Genomic DNA, 19,260 nt, shown 5'->3' with positions numbered 1-19,260 from the left:
CGCGTGCATTTCAACCGCGCCGGTCTGCAGGCAAATGGCTATCCAGCATCTCAGCCCCCGGCCCATAGTGCGTCATTTCTGTCGGCGGCGTTCCGCGCAATGTCAAGTATCGCGAGAGCCCGGTCTTGATGGCCACCAGCAGCGGCGCTGCGACGACAAAGAGCAGGGCGACTGCATTGAAGGCCGTATCGAAGGCGATAACCGTGGATTGGCGAATGACGACTCCGTCCAGCACGGACGTCGAAGCCCGGCTGGCCAGGGCGTCCATTCCTGTCGCGGCAAGCATTGCTGCTGTCATTCTCAGCCGCTCGCTGACCGCCGGAGAACCGGCGGTCAGACTGGCCCCCAGCACCGTCACGTTGCCGGCGACACTGTGCTCGATCAGCGTCTGGAGGACGGCCACGCCGATCAGGCCGCCGAGTTGTCGACCGGTATTGAAGAGGCCTATGCCGGACGCGCGGTTGCCTTGGTTGAGGTTGCTGAAAGCAATCAGGGTGATCGATAGAAACAGGAAGCCGAGGCCGAGCCCCCGCAAGAGGACGGCAGCCATCATGTCGTGCGCGCCGCTTTCGCTGGTCGAGCCGGACAACATCCACATCGCCACCATGATCGTCAGAATTCCAAGGGGCACCGTGGCGACCGGAGGAACGCGGCGAACCTGCATCAGGAAGACGGCGACAAGGAGCGTGCCAACGAAGAGCGCACCGCTTGGCAACAACAGCAGGCCGGCGTCCGTAGGCCTGAATGCCAGCACGGAGACGGCAAAAGAGGGAATCAAGAACGCGCTGCCGAACAATGCAGCGCCTGCAACAAAACTGACAATGAACGCGAAGGAAAAATCTTCCGATTGAAACGGGGTGAAGTCGATCAGGCCGCGACCTCCAGTCAATATTTGCTGGCTGAGAAATGCCAGAAACGCGGCCGCTCCAGTCACTGTGAGCCAGAGGATTCCGGGCGCCTCGAACCAGTTCCAGCGACTGCCCTGATTGAGAACATAGGTCAGACTGAAGAGTGCGATCGAGATCAATGAGAGGCCGATCCAGTCAAGCGGACGGCGGACGAGCGTACCGGACCGCGGGTTGCCGGCGATCAGGAGCAGGCCGGCAGCCGCCAGCGCCAGCGGAACGACGCTGAAGAAAATCCATGTCCAGGACCGACTGTCGATCAACCAGCCCTGCAGTGCCGGAGCGGCGGTCGCGGGTGCCACGACCGATCCCATCGCAAACAACGCCTGAAGGATTGGCTGTTGGGATCGCGGATAGGCGCGGAAAATGATCGCCTGGCCTGCGACAAGCAGGATCGCGCCGGAGAAGCCCTGCACCATGCGCAGCGCGATCAGCAGGTCCAGCCGGGCGCTAATGGCGGTGATGCCACACGCCCCGCCCATGACCAGGGTTGAACAGATGACTAGGCGGCACGCATCAACACGCTGCATCAGCCAGGGAGTGGCTACGAAGCCAATCAGCTTCAGCGCTGTGTATCCGATATCGAGCCAGGCGAACTCATCGGGAGTGGTGTGGGTGTCGCCGATGATATAGCCACGCCCGAGCGACAGCACGGTGCTCGCGATGGCATCCGTTAACGTGGCGAGCACAATGCCCGTGACGAGAAGGGGTCCTGCGGCGGATCGTCCGCGGCTTGGTATGGTGCACGCGACCTTGATCATGAGCCGCTCCCGTGGTCGACGTCGACGCGCGCGGACAGGCCGGGCACGAGCCGGCCGGGCAACGGATTGCTTGCGAAGCGGATCTTCACCGGCACGCGCTGAACGACGCGAACGAAGTTTCCGGTTGCGTTGTCTGTCGGCAGCAAGCTGAAGGCGGAGCCGCTGCCGGGCGCAAAGCTGTCCACGACACCTTGTAGAGGCTGGTCCGAGTAGCTATCGACGATGATGCGGACGCGCTGGCCGGGCCGGATCCGTTCGATCTGGGTCTCCTTGAAGTTCGCCACGACCCACACATCGCTGACCGGTACGATGTCGAGCAGGGAAGTGCCCGGCGCGACAAGGCGGCCCACACGGACCTGGCGGTTGCCGATTACGCCGTCGACTGGCGCATGCACGACGGTATTGTCGAGATCGATCTGGGCGAGGTCGCGCGCGGCCCGCGCCTGTGCCACGGCGGCCACCGCCGCCTCCCGCTGACTGGCGAGGACGGCGATGCGCTGCTTCTGCGCCTCCACCGTGGCGGCCGCTGCGGAGACAGCCGCTTCAGCTTTCGACAGCGCCGCATCGCTTTCGTCAACCTGAGCCTGGCTGACCGCATTCGTACGGATCAGCTCGCGGCGCCGATCGGAGGCTTTGGTGGCCAGAGCCATCTCGGCCATACTCGAACGCTTCTGCGCCTCGGCCTGCCGGATCAGCGTATCCTGAAGCGGGATCTCCGCATCGACATTGGCGAGCCGGGCCTGCGCGGCCTCGACATTAGCCTCAGCTTGCGCCAGCCGCGCGCGGTAGTCCCGATCGTCGATCCGGAACAGGACGTCGCCCGCATGAACGGCCTGGTTGTCCCGAACCTCCACCGCCGTGACGTAGCCCGCAACCTTTGGTGCAAGCGAGGTGACGTCGCCACGAATATAGGCATTGTCCGTCGACGTCTCGCCTGAATGGGCATAGGTCCATCCGGCCAGCATGGTCACGACCGAGCCGAGGCATAGCAACAAGCCGATAACCTTCTTCTTGTTGGGATGCGCCACGATGTTCTCCTACCGTTGACAGCTCTGCCTATTCTCGCGGCTACCGTGCGGTCCAGCCGCCATCGATAGAGATCGCCGTGCCGGTGATCTGGTCTGCTGCGGCCGAACAGAGAAAGGCGACGGTGCCGCCAAGCTGCTCCGGAGAAGCGAATTGCAGCGAGGGCTGCTTCTCGATGAGAAGCTCCTCGGTCGCTTCCTTCTGGCTGATGCCTCGCTGCGCAGCCATGTCGCTGATCTGCTTTTCGACGAGTCGCGTTCGCACCCAGCCGGGGCAGACCGCGTTGCAGGTCACTCCGCTCCCGGCCGTCTCGAGGCCCACCACCTTGGTGAGGCCGACCAGGCCGTGTTTCGCCGCGACGTAAGCCGCCTTGTGGGTCGAGGCGACAAGGCCGTGTGCCGAGGCGATGTTGACGATTCGGCCCCAGCCCCGCTTTTTCATCTGCGGCAGGGCCGTCGCGATGCCGTGGAACGCCGCCGACAGGTTGATGTCGAGGATGGCATGCCACTTGGCGGACGGGAATTCATCGACCGGCGCGGTGAACTGGATGCCGGCATTGTTGACGAGGATGTCCACCCGTCCAAACATCTCGATGGTGGCGTCGATCAGTCGACGCACGGCCTCGCCCTTCGACATGTCGGCGCCATCATAAATGACGCGCACGCCATGCTCGCGCGCGATGCCGCTGCGAATTTTCTCGATCTCGCCGGCGTCGCCGAAACCGTTCAACACGATATCGGCGCCGAGCTTGGCGAGTTCCTTCGCAATGCCGAGTCCGATGCCGCTGGTCGATCCGGTGACGATGGCTACCTTGCCGTTCAACATGGGAGTTCCTTTCGATGTTCAGGAGATGAGTTGGCCGAGAGCTCAGTCGCGGCGATGTATGTCGTGGGTGACGATGCCAAGCTCGGGCGGCGGCGGGTCGAGGCGACGGCCGTCGGCAAGCGTGCGGCGGATGTCTTCCCGTCCGCTCTGCCAGTGTGCACGCATGGCGCTCAGCCCGAACTCGTAATCCCTGGAATGGCCCTCGTGGGGTTTGGTCTGATAGATCAGGTGGATGATGTTGTGGGAGCGATGGCGCGCCATATCCGAGATGGCGCGGATTTCCGGATCCTGCTTTGCGGCTTCCGGCAATCTCTCGATCGTCCGCTGTAGCGCCTGACGCATCTTCTGCATTCGCAGCGCTTGGTCGGTAACGGCGCGTGTGCGGCTCGAATACTGGATGTCCTTCTGCCGGCTCGATACCTCCATCATGTCGTAGGGAACGCGACCCTTGGCCGACCAAAGGTCGATCTGGAACGCCAGCGTGTCGCAGGGTTCGCCGGAGACCACGCGGGACAGGGGCGTGTTCGAAACCACGCCGCCATCCCAATAGTGCTCGCCTTCGATCTCGACGGCGGGGAATCCCGGCGGCAGGGCGCCCGAAGCCATGAAATGCCTCGGACCCAGCCGGCGCTCGGCGGTGTCGAAATAGGTTAGGTTGCCGGTACGAACGTTGACCGCGCCGACGGAAACGCGGACCTCGCCCGAGTTGAGACGGTCGAAGTCGACGAGTCGCTCGAGCGTTTTCTGCAACGGCGCAGTGTCGTAGAAGCTGGTCGCGGCATCGCCTGAGAATGGCGACCACAACGGCGACGGGAAGCGCGGCTTGAAGAAGCCTGGCTGGCCCTGCACCAGTGCCCGCATCGCCGCGAGCGCGTTGCGTACCGAGTGGATGTCGAATGCAAAGGGCAGGGCATTGGCCAGCCCCTCACCGGCGGGCCACTCGATCGAAAAGGCGCAGATGGTCTCCCAGAACTCGCGCAGCCGATCCACGCGCTCGGCCTCGGGCGAGCCGGCGATGATGGCGGCATTAAGTGCACCGATCGAGATGCCGGCCAGCCAGTTCGGCCGGATGCCGGCCTCGTGCAGACCCTCGTAGACCCCAGCCTGATAGGCGCCCAGCGCGCCGCCGCCTTGCAGCACCAGGGCGACGACATCGTATGGCAGCGACCTTGTTTGCTGCAGCTCAGAACCGGTTTGCTCGCGCATCACGTTCAGCATGGCTAATACTCCTTGCATGCGGCTCAGCCGGCGTTGCCTTCGATCAAGATTTCGGACTCAGTACCGCGTCGCCGTGAGACGGCGGCCGGCGAGAGATAGTCATGGACCACGGTGCCAAGGCCGAGGGTCAGATCAGCGATCACGTGCTTGGCCGACAGCACTTGCAGCACCGGCAGTTCGGCGACGGGCGCAAGCGCGTGCGAGTAGAGGTCGAGCGCAGCGGGCCCGGTCCAGGCGCCCCTCACCGTGATGTCCTCGCAATGGAAGCGCACGAGTTCGCAGATGCGCGCCGTGCCGTCGACATGCGGGATGATCTTGAGCAGGAAATTGGGCGCGGCGAGTTTTCGCGCCTCCGTCGCAGCATCGAGGGCGCGATGCTTGTAGCCCATGGTGCCGGTCGCGATGCGCACCGAACCGTAGTTCAAGGTGCCGACCAGGGTGTCGATCTCGACGGTGAGCTTCGGCTGCGCCAGCTTCTTGGGAAAGCCCCACAGTTCGCGCCCCCCGGCAATCGGCGGATGATCGTTCAGGAACATCTGGTGCACGAAGCTGCCGGTCTGGCCCTTGTAGCTCACCGGGATGACCTGGCCGCTTTCGGTGTAATCGCCGAAGCCGGTCGAGTCCGGCATGCGGATGAATTCGTAATTGACCACCGGCTCGATCAGATCTAGCGGCTCCGGCACGATCCGGCGCAGTGCTTCGGGATCGGTCCGGTACTGAATGATGAAGTATTCGCGGTTGAGAAATCGGTAGGGGCCCGGTGGAAACGCCGGGTTCGTCAACGGCATGGCGAACGCGCTCGTGCGCACGGTCTCGTGTTTCATCGGAATAGCTCTGCTGATGCTGTGATGTGAGCAGGTCGCGCGCCTTGCGCGCGCGGCCAAAGCTGGTGATTTACCGGAGGATTGGTGACACGCTTGCGAGCGGGGCCGGAGGCGCGAACTTGTTTTGCGCTATGAGTTCGCGCCTCGTTCGGTGCTAAGCCAAGAAGCGCTCAATAGTCCCACCAGGCCGGGACCCAGCGAAAGAGCTCGCCGGCGGCCGCGACCCGGCCTATGGACGGGAACGGCATATGCGTGCCCACCAGCCACGAACCGGTCGCCACCAGCTCCCACAGAAGTTCGAGCCGGACACGGGTCGCCTCCTCAGGGTCGTGCTCAAAGCCGTTGTGCCATTCGGGGTGGTCGAACGAGACCGGGAATATGGCGTCGCCAGCGAACATCAGCCGGTCGTCGCCGGAGGCCAGGCGAACCACGCTGTGCCCTGGGGTGTGGCCGCCTGTGCGACGGACGACGACCCCGGGCGCAATCTTGGACTCTTCTTCGAAGAGCTGTAGCTGGCCGTGATATTCGTCCAGGAATTGCTTGGACGCCCGCCGAGCCAAGTCTGCGAGCACCGGCGGCATGGCAGTGCGGGAGAAGTCGGGGGAAGCCCAGAACTTGACCTCGGCGGCGGCCACGTGGATCCGCAGGTCCGGGCGCAGCCGCTTCTTCACGCCGTCGACCAGCAGTCCGCCAACGTGATCGAAGTGCATGTGGGTCAGCACCACGTCGGTCACGGAGCCAAGATCGATGCCAGCGGCTTCGAGGCGCTGGCCCCACTGTCCCGCCCGCGGAAAGTCCGGGTACTCCTCTCCCAGCCCAGCGTCGATGAGGATGGTTTGGCCGCCGCTGCGCACCACCACCTCGTTCAGTGCCCAATCGAAGGCGTCCCGCGACAAGAACATGTTGTCCAGCCAGGCCGCCCGGACGGCCGGATCGGCATTGGTAGCCATGGACTCGGATGGCGGCGTTAGCACCCCATCGCTGATCACGAGCACCTCGATGTCGCCGATTCGCAGTGCATAGCGCCACGGAACCAGCTCGTCGGTCGCGGTTCTGCCGTGAGGGGAGGTGGTGTCGAGGTTCTTGATAGGCTTCTGCTTGATGCTGCGGATCGTCTGGTTCATCTTCAAGACTCCATTGCTTGACGTTGAGGTTCGATCTCTATGTTGGATTCCGGATGGGCCGCGCTTGACGCGGAGGCGCGGCCCGTGTTGCGTCGGGCGCCTACAGCTTGGTGACTTGCTCCGGATCGGCCGAGTCGAGTGCGGCGGCGCGCTCGGGCTTGGGCGGATAGATCCAGACGCCGTTGATCTCCTGCTTGGTTTTCTTGGCGACATCGCCGACCATTTCCACCGTGCGCTCCCAGCCGCGCGTGAACAGCGCGCCGGCCTCCCCGAGGTCGAGGCAGGTGACGTAGGCCTTCTGGTGGTAGCGCTTGGTCGGGACGCCAAGCAGTTCTGCCGCGGCGTTGTTGCCGGCGAAGGCGCCCATCCGCGTGGCGTGCTGGCACGACATCAGCGCATAGTTGCCCTCGTCGTCGCAGGCGGCGCGAGCGGCATCGCCGGTGGCGAACACGTCGGGCACACCGGGCACGCGCAAACAGGGATCGACCAGCAGCCGGCCGAAACTGTCGCGTTCAGCGGGGATCTGTTGCGTCAGTGGTGCCGCGCGAATGCCGGCCGCCCAGATCACCGTCTCCGTCTCGATGTGATCGCCGTTTGAAAGCGTGACGCCGGATTTGTCCAGCGCGGCGACGCCGACGCCCACGCGGATTTCCACGCCGACCTTTCGCAGCGCTTCCTCGATGACGGGGCGGGGCCCTTCGCCCATGTCGGGGGCGATCGCCGGATTGCGTTCGACGATGATGACGCGTGGCTTGGCACCGCTGCCCAGGATCGCGCGCAGTCGCGTGGGCATTTCGGTGGCCGCCTCGATTCCGGTGAAGCCGCCGCCGGCAACGACGACCGTGTCGCGACCGTTCACCGCAGGCCGCTTCGGCAAGCTATGCAGATGTTTGTCGAGGGCAACCGCATCATCGAGCGAGGCGACGCTGAAACCATGTTCGGCGAGTCCGGGAATATTGGGGCGGAACAGCCGGCTGCCGGTGGCCACGACCAGGCGATCGTAGGAAAGGGTCTTTCGCGTGCCTTTGTTGGTTGCGATCTGCACCATGCGAGACTTGGTGTCCACCGTCTCGGCACTGCCTTGCACGTGCACGACGTCGATGGCGTTGAGGACATCGAGCAGAGGCGCGGTCATGGTTTCGGGCTTCGGCTCATAGAGCCGCGGACGAACCACGAGCGTCGGCTCGGGCGCAACGAGCGCGATCTCGAGCTCTTCGGGCGAAGCGCCCTTGATATCGCGCAAGCGCGCTGCAGAGAGGGCGGCGTACATGCCGGCAAAGCCGGCACCGATGATGACTAGTCGCATGTGTTGGCTCCTGTGGTTGGACTTCCAATAGTCGCGCGCTGCTGCTCGCTGCCCGCGCAGCGATCGGCGACGACGCGAAGAGTGAAATGAGATGTCTCGGCCCTTACGGACGGAGGCAGTCCGGTATCGATGACATCGGCATGAAGGCCTCACATGCCGGCGCGACAGCCCAGCGAACCCAGCGGCCAACCGGAGCGAAGGACGATCGGCTGAGCGGTCCGCGCCATGTCCTCATAGGGAAGCCGCGGAGCGGTCCTGATCATGATGGACGTGACCGGCTTGATCATTTGCAGCGACTGCGTGGGCACTTCGTCGTCGCCTCCGGCTGCTGACGTGAAGCGGACAGCCAACGAAAGTCCATACAAAGTTGCTGTGCTAAGGCCTCTGCGCTGTGACGAGTGATTGGCAGCCGGCTGACGAAGTTCCTCCAGGTCATCTCTAGTCTCCGTCTGTTGGTTCGGACATGATGATGGTCTAACCGATCAGTCCTGCCGCTGCCCCAGAGGGATTGCCGTCACTGTAGAGAGATTGCTGCTAACGCATGCGCCTCCGCCAGTCGCGCGGTGTCTCGCCGGTCATTTTCCTGAACGCCGCAGCGAAGGCGGTCTGCGAGGAATAGCCGAGAGCGGCTGCGATCGAAACGATGTACTCATCGGTGTTGCGCAGCATGTTCATCGCCTGCTCGATCCGGTGCTGCCGCAGCCAGGCATGCGGCGACAACCCTGTGCTTTCCTTGAAGGCGCGGCAGAAGTGGAAGCGCGACAGACCGGCGTCCGAAGCCAGGGCTGCGAGCGAGACGTCCGCCTCGGCATCCGAGCGTAGGCGCTCGACCGCGCGGCGGAGCGCCGTCGGAGACAGCCCACCCAAGGTCGGCTGAAAGCGCGCTGGCGTACCGGCGTGCGCAGCCAACACCCGTGTGGCGAGAAGGTCGGTCATTTGTTGCCTGAACAGGGCATCAAGGGCCGCGCTACCATCCATTGCTTCCACTGCGCTCGTGAGCAATCGAGAAGTAATGAGGTCGGGGTGCGCGGTTCGCTCCAGGAGGTCACCGACCCCAGCCATGTCGGCTTCGACTGCGACACGCTCAAGCGTTCTATGCGGTAGATAGAGCTGAATGACATCGACAGCTCCAGGAATATCCCATCGGGCGCTCGAGCCGGCTGGAATGATCGTCACAACCCCGGTGCGCGCCGTTCCGAGCGCGACTAATCTTCCGCTGCGGCGCTCCAGGCGCTGTGTGCCGGTCGGATACGTCATGACGACGTGATCGGTCATTGGCTCGACGACATCGTGCAGGGCGCCGTGCTTCCAATGGGCGATCGCGCCACCGAATGGTTCCGACGCAATGCGTATCGGCGCGGTTCTTAGCACGCGCGCCATTTCGGCATCGGCGGCACGCCGTTCGCCGCTCGGCAAAATGCGGTTGTGCATCTCGGGAGTGTCTGGGTGATTTTCGTGAAGATCGCGCTTGGTCGGCGTGCAGCTCATGGACCTGTCCTCGCCGTTGAGTGGCATTTCGTTTGAGCGTTGGGCGCGCCTTCTACTGCTCTGCAGGTCTTCGGTCTTTCCCAAAACGGGGGTGCATTGCCTGATTTTGCTCCAAGCGGCAGTCACGCGACTGCGACCTAGATCCCGCTCAATAGATGCGCACTGCCGCCCTCTGCTGACAAATGAGGCAATTGACAACTCGGGTGATGAGTAGCGGGGCCGTGAAGGGACAACCGCGATGGATTGTCACAAAATTGCCGCGACCAAAGGACTCTAGACGGTCGTTCGCTCACGGCGGATAATGAGCTGATGTTCTGCGGACCTAGGGACAAACCGGCTCCGCGCAAGTTCACGGATGAGATCGACGCATGGCACAGGCGGGCGCCTTCGGCGCGAAGCTCGGGCAGCCTTTGAACCTGAAGGACGCGCCCTCGCTGATTACGCGCACCCTGCGTAGTGCCGAACTCGCGGTTGTCGAGACGCGGGATGACAATCCCGTGCAGGGCCTCTGCGGCTCTTTGCCTTCTGACGATGCTTATCTCGTCAGTCTCAAATTTCGAGATTACCCGGATTGCGAATGCTGGGAGCGCGGCAGGTGCGTCATCAAGGCGGATATCCGCAGCGGCGCGACATATCTGTACGATTTGAAACGCGATCCGCGCTACGTCATCGACAAGCCGTTCCACTCCTTGTTCTTCTATCTGCCGCGCTCGGCGCTCGACGACATCGCCAAGCAGAGCGGCGCGCCGCGCATTGGCGAACTCGCCTATCAGCCCGGGATCGGCCATGACGACGCGATTGTCCGCCATCTCGGCGCGTCGCTGCACCATGCACTGCATCGGCCAAATGAAGCCAACCAGCTTTTCGTCGACCACATGATGCTCGCGCTGTCAGCGCATGTCGCGCAGGTCTATGGCGGGCTGCGGCGCAACACCGATCTCGCGCGCGGCGGACTTGCGTCGTGGCAGATGAAGCGTGCCTGCGAACGGCTGGAGTCCGACCTCGGTGGAAGCCTTTCACTCCAACAGATCGCCGCTGAGTTCGACCTTTCCGTCAGCCATTTTTCCCGGGCGTTTCGTATGTCCACCGGCTTGCCGCCGCACCAGTGGCTGCTGCACCAACGTATCAAGGCGGCCAAGCAGTTGCTGAGCGTTCGCGACCTGCCGCTGGCCGAGATCGCGATCTCGGCGGGGTTTGCCAATCAAAGCCACTTTACGCGGGTGTTCTCTTCGCTGGTCGGCGTCAGTCCGGGCGCGTGGCGCCGCGAGAAGCATGGCGGCTCGGAAACTGAAACATAGTCGGCTTACCCTCGCATCCTCTGCGATATGGCGTAGGCGGTGCGGCGCGCGGCAAAGATCTCGTCCAGGGGATGACCGATGCCTTCCGCGAGAGTTGCCGGATTGAAGTTCGCCTCATCGCACGTCTCGTTGGCTTCGACTCCCGTGATGACAATCGTGCCTAGCCGCACCGCTTCGCGCTCGTCTTCGTCCGGCCATCGGACGGTCACGTCCATGACGGGATCGCCGCTCCGGTCGAGCAGCGCCATCACGCTGAACCTGACGTCGCGTGCCGCGATCCGCTGATCGAGATTGTCGCTCAGGAAGTCGGCAGACTTTCCCCCGGCTTCGTCCTCGGTCAGCGTAACCTCTCCGCCGACCGGCTCGACCTTGAATTTGATGAAACGCGTCTCGCCTCTTGAGTTCGTCGCGGGAAAGGCGTGCACGCCCCAATAGGTCGTCCCTGCAAAGCTTCCCGGCAAAGGCTGCGCGGCGAGATAATTCGCCTGAAACAGCGTTTCGGGATTGGCAGAGGAGAACGCCTTGACCTTCGCCGCATCGATCTTGCCGTCCGGCCCGGGAATGCGCGCCTTGAGGAAGTCCAACATCTGGTCGAGCGTTCTCGCAAAATGCACAGGCGCGTTCTGTGTGAAAAGCTCCGAGCGCTGACCGTCGCTGCCGAGCCGGAAGGCGAAACCGCGCAGCACAAGCTTGTCCGTGTCTGCGACCTTCGGATGGGCGCCGCCTACAGAGAACCGCGCCAGCACGCGGGATGGCTTCGTAAAACTCCGGGATTTCGTGATCTCGCTGGCCTGATTCGACGGGGCATAGGTGCCGCGAACGCATTGGCCCTTGGCAAAGCTCGCGCGTGCCTTTGGCGGCGCGTCGGCTAGCGTTCGCAGGGCTTCGACGATTGACGCGGCGGTGGCGGCGCTGCTCGGGAACTCGGGCATTCGTGGCCTCGGCCTGATCTTGGGTCTCGTTGTGGGCGCTGCGCGGGTCCGGTGTCTTCCCTGAATCGGCCGTGTCTTGTCCGATCCTGCTCGAGGGCTAGGATCGATAGCCGATCGAAGCCGCGAGCGATGGCGATCATCTAGCGGACCAGCCGCGCCGCCGCGCCAGAGCTATTGACGTGATTCCAGAGCTATTGCTGCCAATCCGGGAATTCCCGACCGCTCGCCCGCTCGCGCGAGTAACCGAGCGCGACCGGGAAAGCCGAGACGGTGAGGCGACCGACGTCGTCGTGGACCTCCCGAAGCCCCGCGATGCCGCCCAGCGGGCGGTGAACATTGCTGGTGCAGGCGGGCTGCACGGTTGTGTCGTTGAAGAACAGGGACATTGTATCTCTCCGGATTGAGAGATCACGAGACCAACGTCGTTAGACCAGAAAGGACCTTTGAAGCGTCACGCCTTCGCAGCGAACCATCGCAATGGAGGGGTGTCATCATCGGCTCTTCGGTTTGCGCCTTTCAGTTGCGGCGAGAGCGAATGCACTACATCTGCAAGCTCGGCCGGAGCGTGGGACGAAAACCGATCAGTCCATGTGGCGCATCTGCGTCACACGACGTCGGGCCTTGCGATCTGGCTTAAACCTCCGCGAACCGGATTCGATTGCGAGTACTTTGGGTCAGCGGCGTGCCGTAGTTCCAACAAAAGCAACAGTCCGAGCGTCTCCGCGTATGCGTGGTCGTCTACGCTGCCGTCGTAATTGTACACGAGCACGCCGATGCCGATACCCGCGGGGCTCCGCAAATCCACATATCCGATGGGCTTGTCAGTCAGCATCCGCGTCAGGATAAGTGCCGCGTAGAACTCTCTGAAGAATGTCCCTTGACGATTGATTTCTAGAACGCGGCGCAAACCCCGTTCGTAGAAGCGAAGCCACTTGTGAGCGTCGTAACGCTGGTATTGCTTTGTCTTGATCGCGAAACCAAAGGGAGACAGAGGCCGCAAAAAGATGCCGTCCAAGCCAAGGTTTAGGTATTCATCGATGATGTCGTCGACGCGATCCAAACTCGCTTCTGTCGTTGTCATCAACGCCCCGACCCGATCCGGCCCAAGGACTTCTTTCGCAGACGTATCCCGGCGACCGCTAACTCATAACTAGTGTCGCCCGGTCTCGGTCGGTTTTTGTTATGCAGTTCGGCAGGGCCATCGAGGGATGTGGAGAGCAATATTTCGTTAGATTTGCAAAACTCCAAAACGGAGTCATCCAACAAGGCGAGATTTGAGGCGATAACGAAGTCAACCTTTTTGCCGACGATTCTGGCCGCGGTGAAGGCGGGGGCATCGCACCGCGAGGCAGGTGAACGGTTTGGGGTGAGCGCGGCAAGCGTGAGCCGGTGACCGAAACCTCACTGATCTGCATGAGCGGGTTCACCGGGGAGCATATCGGGCACTGCCATCACGCCGGACGTACATACCGAAGGCTGATGGGAAACAGCGTCCGCTGGCGGTTGCGGCACTCGAGGACAAGATCGTCCAGAGAGCGACCGCGGCTGTGCTGAACGCCATCTACGAGGAAGACTTCCTCGGGTTCAGCTACGGATTCCGACCCAAGCGAGGTCAGCACAATGCGCTGGATGCGCTGGTCGTCGGGGTCACGAGCAGGCGAGTGAACTTCATTTTTGACGCAGATGTGGCCTCCTTTTTTGACTCAGTCAGCAAAGACTGGCTGGTGCGATTTGTGGAGCACCGTATCGGCGATCTGCGCATTATCCGCCTGATCCAGAAGTGGTTGAAGGCTGGTGTCCTAGAGAACGGGGTTGTCACGGTCAGTGAAAAGGGGACGGGGCAAGGGTCGGTAATCTCACCGCTGCTCGCCAACATCTACCTGCATTACGTGTTCGACCTCTGGGCCGCGCGCTGGCGACGGCACGAGGCCACGGGCGACATGATCCTCATGCGGTATGCTGATGACATTGTCGTCGGCTTCGAGCACGAGGCGGACGCCCGGCGCTTCTGGGACGATATGCGCAAGCGGTTCGAGGAGTTCTCGCTGTCGCTCAATCCGGACAAGACCCGCCTGCTCGAGTTCGGCCGCTTTGCGGCAGAACGACGAGCTCATCGCGGGCTCGGAAAACCGGAGACCTTCAACTTTCTTGGCTTTACCTTCATCTGTGAACGCAACAGCCGTGGGCAGTTCCTTGTCAAAAGAACAACACGGCGCGATCGCATGCGGGCAACGCTCAGGAGGATCAAGGAGGAATTGCGACGGCGCATGCACGAACCTATCCCCGAGCACGGGGCCTGGCTCAAGCAAGTGGTCAGAGGCTTCTTCGCCTATCATGCCGTGCCGACCAACGGCCCTGCATTGAGAGCATTCTACTATCATGTGACGCGCATCTGGTTGCGCACGCTGCGGCGGCGCGGCCAGAAGGACCGCTTCTCATGGCAACGAATGCAAGGATTGGCCGCCGACTGGCTCCCCCAACCGCGTATCCTTCACCCGTATCCTGACAAGCGCTTCGCCGTCATGCACCCGAGGCAGGAGCCGTGTGCGGGAATTCCGCCTGCACGGATTTGGGCGGGGGGCGGTCAGCAATGACCGTCCCTACCGCGCTTCGCTCTGAGTTCTTCGCATTTTGACCCGAACCCGACGCATCGTTATCACCTGAGCTACTTTCGGGCCTACCGGAGCCCGAGGCTCTCCCTTTGCTGGGATCGCCGACGCCGTAGAGTTGGTCTTCTTGCAGTGCGCCATTGTGCTAGACTTCCGCCGTCAATTCCATAGGGGATGGACCGTGGTCGAGCAGCCCGTCGAGCGCAGACTTGCCGCGATCTTGGCCGCCGACGTGGCGGGCTATAGCCGGCTGATAGGGGCTGACGAAGAAGGGACAATCGCGAGGCTCCGGATGCTGCGGCAGGACGTCATCGATCCAGCCATCTCCATCCATCATGGTCACATCGTCAAAACGACCGGAGATGGAATGCTAGTCGAGTTCGCCTCGGTCGTCGATGCCGTCCGTTGCGCCCTCGAGTTACAGCGCCAGACAAGCGATCGAAATACGGGCGTCGCTGCCGATAAGCAAATCAGTTTCCGCATCGGGATCAATCTTGGTGACGTAGTGGTCGAATCCGACGGCGACCTGATGGGCGATGGCGTGAATGTGGCCGCACGCTTGGAGAACATCGCGCCTTCGGGCAGCGTCTGTCTGTCCCGCGCAGCCTACGATCAGGTCAAGGGCAAGATTGCCGTGGCAGTGCATGATCGGGGCCGACAGCGCCTGAAAAACATCGCCGAGCCAGTGCAGGTGTTCATGATCGACTCGACTGGCACGCCGCTGCCGTCGCTCGCGAGATCCGGCATCCGATCAACTACAGTGGCTGCAGCCGCAATTCTCGCTCTCGCAGCTGTCGGGGGTGGCGGGGCGTGGTATCTGCTAAGTGGCACGGGCGTCACATCGCGGGTAACCCAGACCCCACAAAACGTTGCGCCATCCAGGACAGCATCGCGCTTATCCATCGTTGTGCTTCCCTTCAGCAACCTGAGCGGCGATCCGGGGCAGGATTACTTTGCCGATGCAGTCACCGACGGCCTGACGACAGATCTCTCGCGGATTCAGGGCAGCTTCGTTATCGCACGCAACACGGCGTTCACCTACAAGGGCAGGCCAATAGATGTCCGGCAGATCGGAAGTGAACTCGGTGTCCGCTATGCGCTCGAGGGCAGCGTGCAGCGCGTCGGCGATCAGGTCCGGATCAACGCGCAGCTGATCGATACCGAGACGGGCGGCCATGTCTGGTCGGACCGCTTCGATCGTCCCCGCAGCAACTATTTGGAATTGCAGGATGACATAACCGGCCGGATCGCACGTATGCTGGGACTGGAATTGGTTGTCCTCGCCGGCCGCAGCATCGAACTGGAGCACCAGACCAATCCGACCGCATCGGATCTTGCCTTGCAAGGGTGGGCCGCCTTGTACAAGCCGGCTGCGCCAGAAACGCGAGAGGAAGCGCGACGTCTGTTTGAGCGTGCTATCGAACTTGATCCTCACACATTGAGGGCGGTGACAGGACTTTCCCTGACACTCGCGAATCTGGTTATCAATGGACAATCGTCCAACCCGGACGGGGATTTGCGCCGTGCCTACGAACTTTCGGAGCGGGCAGTCCGGCTTGATCCGAACAATGCAGCCGCCCATGCGCAGCGCGCTCGTATCCTGCAGGCACAGCGGCGGCAGCGGGAGGCGGCCGAAGAGTACAGAGTCTCGCTGCAAATCAACAGCAACGTACCGACGACGACACTTTTTCTTGGTGAGACGCTAGTCTTCACCGGAAAATCCCTGGATGCAATCCCGCTATTCGAACGCGCCATTGAACTCAGCCCCCGCGACCCCGGCCTCGGCACGTGGCAGTTCGAAATGGGTCGGGCAATGATACTCCTCAGGCGCGACGACGAGGCGCTGACGTGGCTGAGCAGATCGGTGGCCACCAATCCGAGACTTGCATATGCCCAGCTTTACTACGCCGCGATCCAGGCTATCAAAGGCGATCTTTCCGCTGCCCGCGCAGCACTTGAGACCGCCGGTCGCCTGAACCCGAATTACACGTCGCTGGCGAAATTCAAGACCACAGATCTGTCCGATGATCCTACCTATGTGGAGCAGCGCGCCTACGTGGAAGAGGCTTTGCGCAAGGCGGGATTGCCCGAGCAGTGACTTCTGCTTCTGGCCCGTCGGCGAAGTTGCGCCTCGGCGGTCGGTAGTCCGCTCGTTGAGCCACGGCGGACCAGATTTGCTCAACCTGAGTTCTTCGCGTTTTGACCCGAAGCCGATCTTAGGCCGCCGCGCCGCGTCCAGAGCGGTTCTGCCTGCATCATCTGTGCAGGTGGCTTAGGTTGAATATGCTAGGCTCCATTTGATGGTCCAGTAGTCGACGCGATGAAGTGGGATCGCTTCATTGGTGTCAACAACTTAGCTGAGGTCGCGCCATGCCGTTCCGTTTCAGGATAGTTGTCACAGTCTTGCTCTTCGTGGGAGCTTCCGTATCGGGTGGCGAGTTGCAGGTAAATGGATTTCCCACCGATGCCAACTTCTTCCCGATTGGCGTTTGGTTGCAATCGCCGACTCGCGCTGCCTCTTACAAGGCAATCGGGATCAATACCTTTGTGGGATTGTACGAAGGACCCACTGAAGAGCAACTCGCCGCATTGGCGCGGCAGCACATGTTCGCCGTTGCCGGCCAAAACGACGTTGCGCTGAAATCGGTCAACCGGCACGTTATAAAAGCGTGGATGCAAGAAGACGAACCGGACAATGCCCGACCAATCGGGCCAGGACTGTACGGAACATGCATTCCAGCAATTGAAGTCGCTCGGCGTACGCAAGAGATGAAAGCCCGGGATCCAACGCGACCGATGATGATCAATTTCGGGCAGGGTGTGGCCAACGAATTCTGGCGCGGTCGTGGCCCCTGCAACGGTGATCAGGGATACTACGATATTGCGATCCAAGGTGCAGATATCTTGTCGTACGACATCTATCCAGTGGGATCCACTACGCCTCAAGTTAAAGGAAGGCTGGAATATGTTGCGGGTGGCGTCACCAATCTCGCGAAGAGGGCTACCGATGAGCAAAGCGTATGGATGGCGCTCGAGACGACGGCACTAGATCCTACTCGTCGACCGACTGCGGCGGAAGTTCGGGCGGAGATCTGGATGGCATTGATTCATGGCGCGACAGGAATTTTTTATTTCGTGCATGAGTTTAAACCAAACTTCCGGGAAGACGCCATCTTCCGTTACCCCGATATCGTGGAGGAGGTCACGAGAACGAACCGATTGATCTTGTCTCTCTCGCCAGCGTTGAAGAGCCCAAGCGTATCCGGGGCTATATCCGTAAGCTCGCAGGTCCCGATCGCAACCATGGTGAAGGTGTACAAAGACAACACGTATATCTTTGCCGTCGCGATGCAGAACTCTCCGTCCACAGCGCGGATCACGGTCAATAACGTTCATCAGACCAGTGCTCGGGTCGTCGGCGAGGAGCGTAGCGTATCCCTCGCACAAGGTTCTTTCGAAGACCAATTTGAAGGCTACGGGGTACATCTTTATCAAATTCCCTAGCAGGCCATTCTGGAGCGAACGGGATTTCGCCGCCCAAGCTGCGACTTCCGAATTTGGCCCAACTCGGACTTCTGGTAACGTCAGCTATCGCGTAGCTATCAGGGGCGCAGCAGACATCCACGGCCCGATCGCGATTTCCGGAATCCTGCCGAGCGCCGCATTTGCCCCTCGCATGGAACCGAAACCTTCTTACTCAACGTGGAGCTTAAGCGACGGGGCTCGCAGTGGAATGAGTCGAGCCATGACCCAGAGCAATGTGTTTCTTACTTTCACAAGCGTTGCTCTCCTGATCGAGGTCGGGCGTTTCATCGCACTCGGGGTAATCTGAACCAGCCTTGTCTTCGCCACCACGACCTAAGTCGCGGTGGATCCCGACCAATGGAGTTCTCTTCGTCGATGGGAACGATCGAGGGCGCCTCGCCGTCCAGCTCGCGAAGTCGCTGCATCTGCCTTTTGAGGCTTGAGGGCAACTCGACTTCCTCTCGCAGCAATCCACGCAGACGCTCTCCAATCTCATGAGCGATTGCATGGCCGTGTGTCTGGTCAATGCTGATGTTGGGCATGCTCGTTCGGTCCCGTGAGCATGGTCAAATCGATTACTCGGGCGTTCCAAGCCCTGCCCACGATCCAATACTTCCTTTTCTGGAAGGAGAGGCGGAGACCGTTGCCTTTGGCTATCTGCGCGGGCGCTGGTTTCTAAACAGCGGGTCCTTGCGTCAACGACCTTTGGCTATCCCACGACGTGCGCTGCTTGTTGAAACAGCGGGCGACAGTCTCATATGTTAATGCCGCGACGGGATGATCGTTCCCGGTGGGGCCGTACACCAAGTGCCAATTCTCAAGCGGCGTTGGCCGGGCGACTTTGCGGATATGCGTTCACTTCGATTTCAACGACGTCCTTCGATCGCCGTCGAAGGTTGTAAAATGTAAGTTCATGTTCGAGCATTGGGCAGTGGAAACTAACGAGCGCTGTATCCGGCAATCGGCAGAGTTCATCGATGAGATCGCCCACAGTAATGATCGGGGGATCGGCGGTCGCATTGCGGATAGCCTTACTCATGGCGCTACTCCTTGCGCTAACCTGCCCTAATCGTCCCAGACCAGCCTTGTGCAAGCCCCGCACTCGAAGACGCGGACGGTCTTGCCGTTTACAGTATGAAGGACAGTTCGGAGGAGCCGGAGCGAACTGTCGCAATGGGGACATCGCCGATCGTCCGCTGGATTAACTTCCGGAGATGAACAATCGACCACCATGGCCGCTCCTTTGCGTGTCTTCCGTTTCACAAAGTTAGCCAGGTTCGATTTGGTTCCGTCTGCGCACACGTTCTGTTTGATTCGTCGAAGAGAATGCAACGCAGCAACCCTCAGGATTCGTTCTCGTGGCCCAACAGCTTGTGCATCGCCCGACAGATGAAATGGATCTAACGCGACAGGGTTACT

Annotated in this window: 16 protein-coding genes; 4 read left to right on the top strand and 12 right to left on the bottom strand. The window is 61.5% G+C overall.

The features are described 5' to 3' along the window. Positions 1–10: 10 nt before the first annotated feature. The 8 genes from LRP30_RS37335 to LRP30_RS37300 all read right to left on the bottom strand — a co-directional run bounded on the left by LRP30_RS37335 (position 11) and on the right by LRP30_RS37300 (position 9,420). Positions 11–1,666, bottom strand: a complete 1,656-nt coding sequence (locus LRP30_RS37335; protein ID WP_249758038.1) for an MFS transporter — start codon at positions 1,664–1,666, stop codon at positions 11–13. Next, the gene (locus LRP30_RS37330; protein WP_249758037.1) at positions 1,663–2,694 is read right to left on the bottom strand and encodes an HlyD family secretion protein; all 1,032 of its coding nucleotides are present in this window, start codon (positions 2,692–2,694) and stop codon (positions 1,663–1,665) included. The genes LRP30_RS37335 and LRP30_RS37330 overlap by 4 nt, the downstream gene beginning before the upstream one ends. Before the next feature lie 40 nt (positions 2,695–2,734). Next, entirely contained in the window at positions 2,735–3,517 is a 783-nt protein-coding gene (locus tag LRP30_RS37325; protein ID WP_249758036.1) for a 3-hydroxybutyrate dehydrogenase, read from the bottom strand. Positions 3,518–3,559: 42 nt separating this feature from the next. Beyond that, positions 3,560–4,735, bottom strand: a complete 1,176-nt coding sequence (locus LRP30_RS37320; RefSeq protein ID WP_249758035.1) for a patatin-like phospholipase family protein — start codon at positions 4,733–4,735, stop codon at positions 3,560–3,562. A 23-nt stretch (positions 4,736–4,758) separates the two neighbouring features. Further along, a complete protein-coding gene (locus tag LRP30_RS37315) occupies positions 4,759–5,559 on the bottom strand; it encodes an acetoacetate decarboxylase (RefSeq protein WP_249758034.1) in 801 nt (266 codons plus the stop codon). Between the two features lie 170 nt (positions 5,560–5,729). After that, positions 5,730–6,683 (bottom strand): MBL fold metallo-hydrolase, encoded by a 954-nt coding sequence (locus tag LRP30_RS37310; RefSeq protein ID WP_249758033.1) that lies wholly within the window; start codon positions 6,681–6,683, stop codon positions 5,730–5,732. A gap of 100 nt (positions 6,684–6,783) precedes the next feature. Further along, positions 6,784–7,989: an NAD(P)/FAD-dependent oxidoreductase gene (locus LRP30_RS37305; RefSeq protein WP_249758032.1), complete on the bottom strand. Its 1,206-nt coding sequence runs from the start codon at positions 7,987–7,989 to the stop codon at positions 6,784–6,786. Positions 7,990–8,523: 534 nt separating this feature from the next. Then, positions 8,524–9,420: an AraC family transcriptional regulator gene (locus LRP30_RS37300; RefSeq protein WP_249761922.1), complete on the bottom strand. Its 897-nt coding sequence runs from the start codon at positions 9,418–9,420 to the stop codon at positions 8,524–8,526. A gap of 425 nt (positions 9,421–9,845) precedes the next feature. On the opposite strand from LRP30_RS37300, the gene LRP30_RS37295 reads away from it, so the two are divergent. Then, complete coding sequence (locus LRP30_RS37295; RefSeq protein WP_249758031.1) at positions 9,846–10,775, top strand: AraC family transcriptional regulator; 930 nt, start codon at positions 9,846–9,848, stop codon at positions 10,773–10,775. 5 nt (positions 10,776–10,780) lie between these two features. Here LRP30_RS37295 and LRP30_RS37290 read toward each other — a convergent pair whose 3' ends face one another. From LRP30_RS37290 to LRP30_RS37280, 3 genes are all read right to left on the bottom strand, one after another. Then, positions 10,781–11,707: a catalase gene (locus tag LRP30_RS37290; RefSeq protein ID WP_249758030.1), complete on the bottom strand. Its 927-nt coding sequence runs from the start codon at positions 11,705–11,707 to the stop codon at positions 10,781–10,783. Positions 11,708–11,898: 191 nt separating this feature from the next. Beyond that, complete coding sequence (locus LRP30_RS37285) at positions 11,899–12,093, bottom strand: hypothetical protein (RefSeq protein ID WP_249758029.1); 195 nt, start codon at positions 12,091–12,093, stop codon at positions 11,899–11,901. A gap of 218 nt (positions 12,094–12,311) precedes the next feature. Further along, positions 12,312–12,788: a hypothetical protein gene (locus LRP30_RS37280; RefSeq protein ID WP_249758028.1), complete on the bottom strand. Its 477-nt coding sequence runs from the start codon at positions 12,786–12,788 to the stop codon at positions 12,312–12,314. A gap of 328 nt (positions 12,789–13,116) precedes the next feature. On the opposite strand from LRP30_RS37280, the gene ltrA reads away from it, so the two are divergent. The 3 genes from ltrA to LRP30_RS37265 all read left to right on the top strand — a co-directional run bounded on the left by ltrA (position 13,117) and on the right by LRP30_RS37265 (position 17,820). Continuing rightward, complete coding sequence (ltrA, locus tag LRP30_RS37275) at positions 13,117–14,301, top strand: group II intron reverse transcriptase/maturase (RefSeq protein WP_346016240.1); 1,185 nt, start codon at positions 13,117–13,119, stop codon at positions 14,299–14,301. Between the two features lie 196 nt (positions 14,302–14,497). After that, complete coding sequence (locus tag LRP30_RS37270; RefSeq protein WP_249758027.1) at positions 14,498–16,414, top strand: adenylate/guanylate cyclase domain-containing protein; 1,917 nt, start codon at positions 14,498–14,500, stop codon at positions 16,412–16,414. A gap of 272 nt (positions 16,415–16,686) precedes the next feature. After that, the gene (locus LRP30_RS37265) at positions 16,687–17,820 is read left to right on the top strand and encodes a hypothetical protein (RefSeq protein ID WP_249758026.1); all 1,134 of its coding nucleotides are present in this window, start codon (positions 16,687–16,689) and stop codon (positions 17,818–17,820) included. Positions 17,821–18,658: 838 nt separating this feature from the next. Here LRP30_RS37265 and LRP30_RS37260 read toward each other — a convergent pair. Further along, complete coding sequence (locus LRP30_RS37260; RefSeq protein WP_245508549.1) at positions 18,659–18,880, bottom strand: hypothetical protein; 222 nt, start codon at positions 18,878–18,880, stop codon at positions 18,659–18,661. Positions 18,881–19,260: the final 380 nt, after the last annotated feature.

The sequence above is a fragment of the Bradyrhizobium sp. C-145 genome (assembly GCF_023375135.1).
GTDB lineage: Bacteria > Pseudomonadota > Alphaproteobacteria > Rhizobiales > Xanthobacteraceae > Bradyrhizobium > Bradyrhizobium zhanjiangense.
This window is presented reverse-complemented; position numbering and strand designations above follow the sequence as displayed.

Bases quoted from the DNA above. Each gene is read 5' to 3' on its own strand.
- LRP30_RS37335 (WP_249758038.1), bottom strand. From the start codon at position 1,666: ATGATCAAGGTCGCGTGCACCATACCAAGCCGCGGACGATCCGCCGCA.
- LRP30_RS37325 (WP_249758036.1), bottom strand. From the start codon at position 3,517: ATGTTGAACGGCAAGGTAGCCATCGTCACCGGATCGACCAGCGGCATC.
- LRP30_RS37320 (WP_249758035.1), bottom strand. From the start codon at position 4,735: ATGCTGAACGTGATGCGCGAGCAAACCGGTTCTGAGCTGCAGCAAACA.
- LRP30_RS37315 (WP_249758034.1), bottom strand. From the start codon at position 5,559: ATGAAACACGAGACCGTGCGCACGAGCGCGTTCGCCATGCCGTTGACG.
- LRP30_RS37310 (WP_249758033.1), bottom strand. From the start codon at position 6,683: ATGAACCAGACGATCCGCAGCATCAAGCAGAAGCCTATCAAGAACCTC.
- LRP30_RS37305 (WP_249758032.1), bottom strand. From the start codon at position 7,989: ATGCGACTAGTCATCATCGGTGCCGGCTTTGCCGGCATGTACGCCGCC.
- LRP30_RS37300 (WP_249761922.1), bottom strand. From the start codon at position 9,420: ATGCACAACCGCATTTTGCCGAGCGGCGAACGGCGTGCCGCCGATGCC.
- LRP30_RS37295 (WP_249758031.1), top strand. From the start codon at position 9,846: ATGGCACAGGCGGGCGCCTTCGGCGCGAAGCTCGGGCAGCCTTTGAAC.
- LRP30_RS37290 (WP_249758030.1), bottom strand. From the start codon at position 11,707: ATGCCCGAGTTCCCGAGCAGCGCCGCCACCGCCGCGTCAATCGTCGAA.
- LRP30_RS37285 (WP_249758029.1), bottom strand. From the start codon at position 12,093: ATGTCCCTGTTCTTCAACGACACAACCGTGCAGCCCGCCTGCACCAGC.
- LRP30_RS37280 (WP_249758028.1), bottom strand. From the start codon at position 12,788: ATGACAACGACAGAAGCGAGTTTGGATCGCGTCGACGACATCATCGAT.
- LRP30_RS37265 (WP_249758026.1), top strand. From the start codon at position 16,687: ATGCCGTTCCGTTTCAGGATAGTTGTCACAGTCTTGCTCTTCGTGGGA.
- LRP30_RS37260 (WP_245508549.1), bottom strand. From the start codon at position 18,880: ATGAGTAAGGCTATCCGCAATGCGACCGCCGATCCCCCGATCATTACT.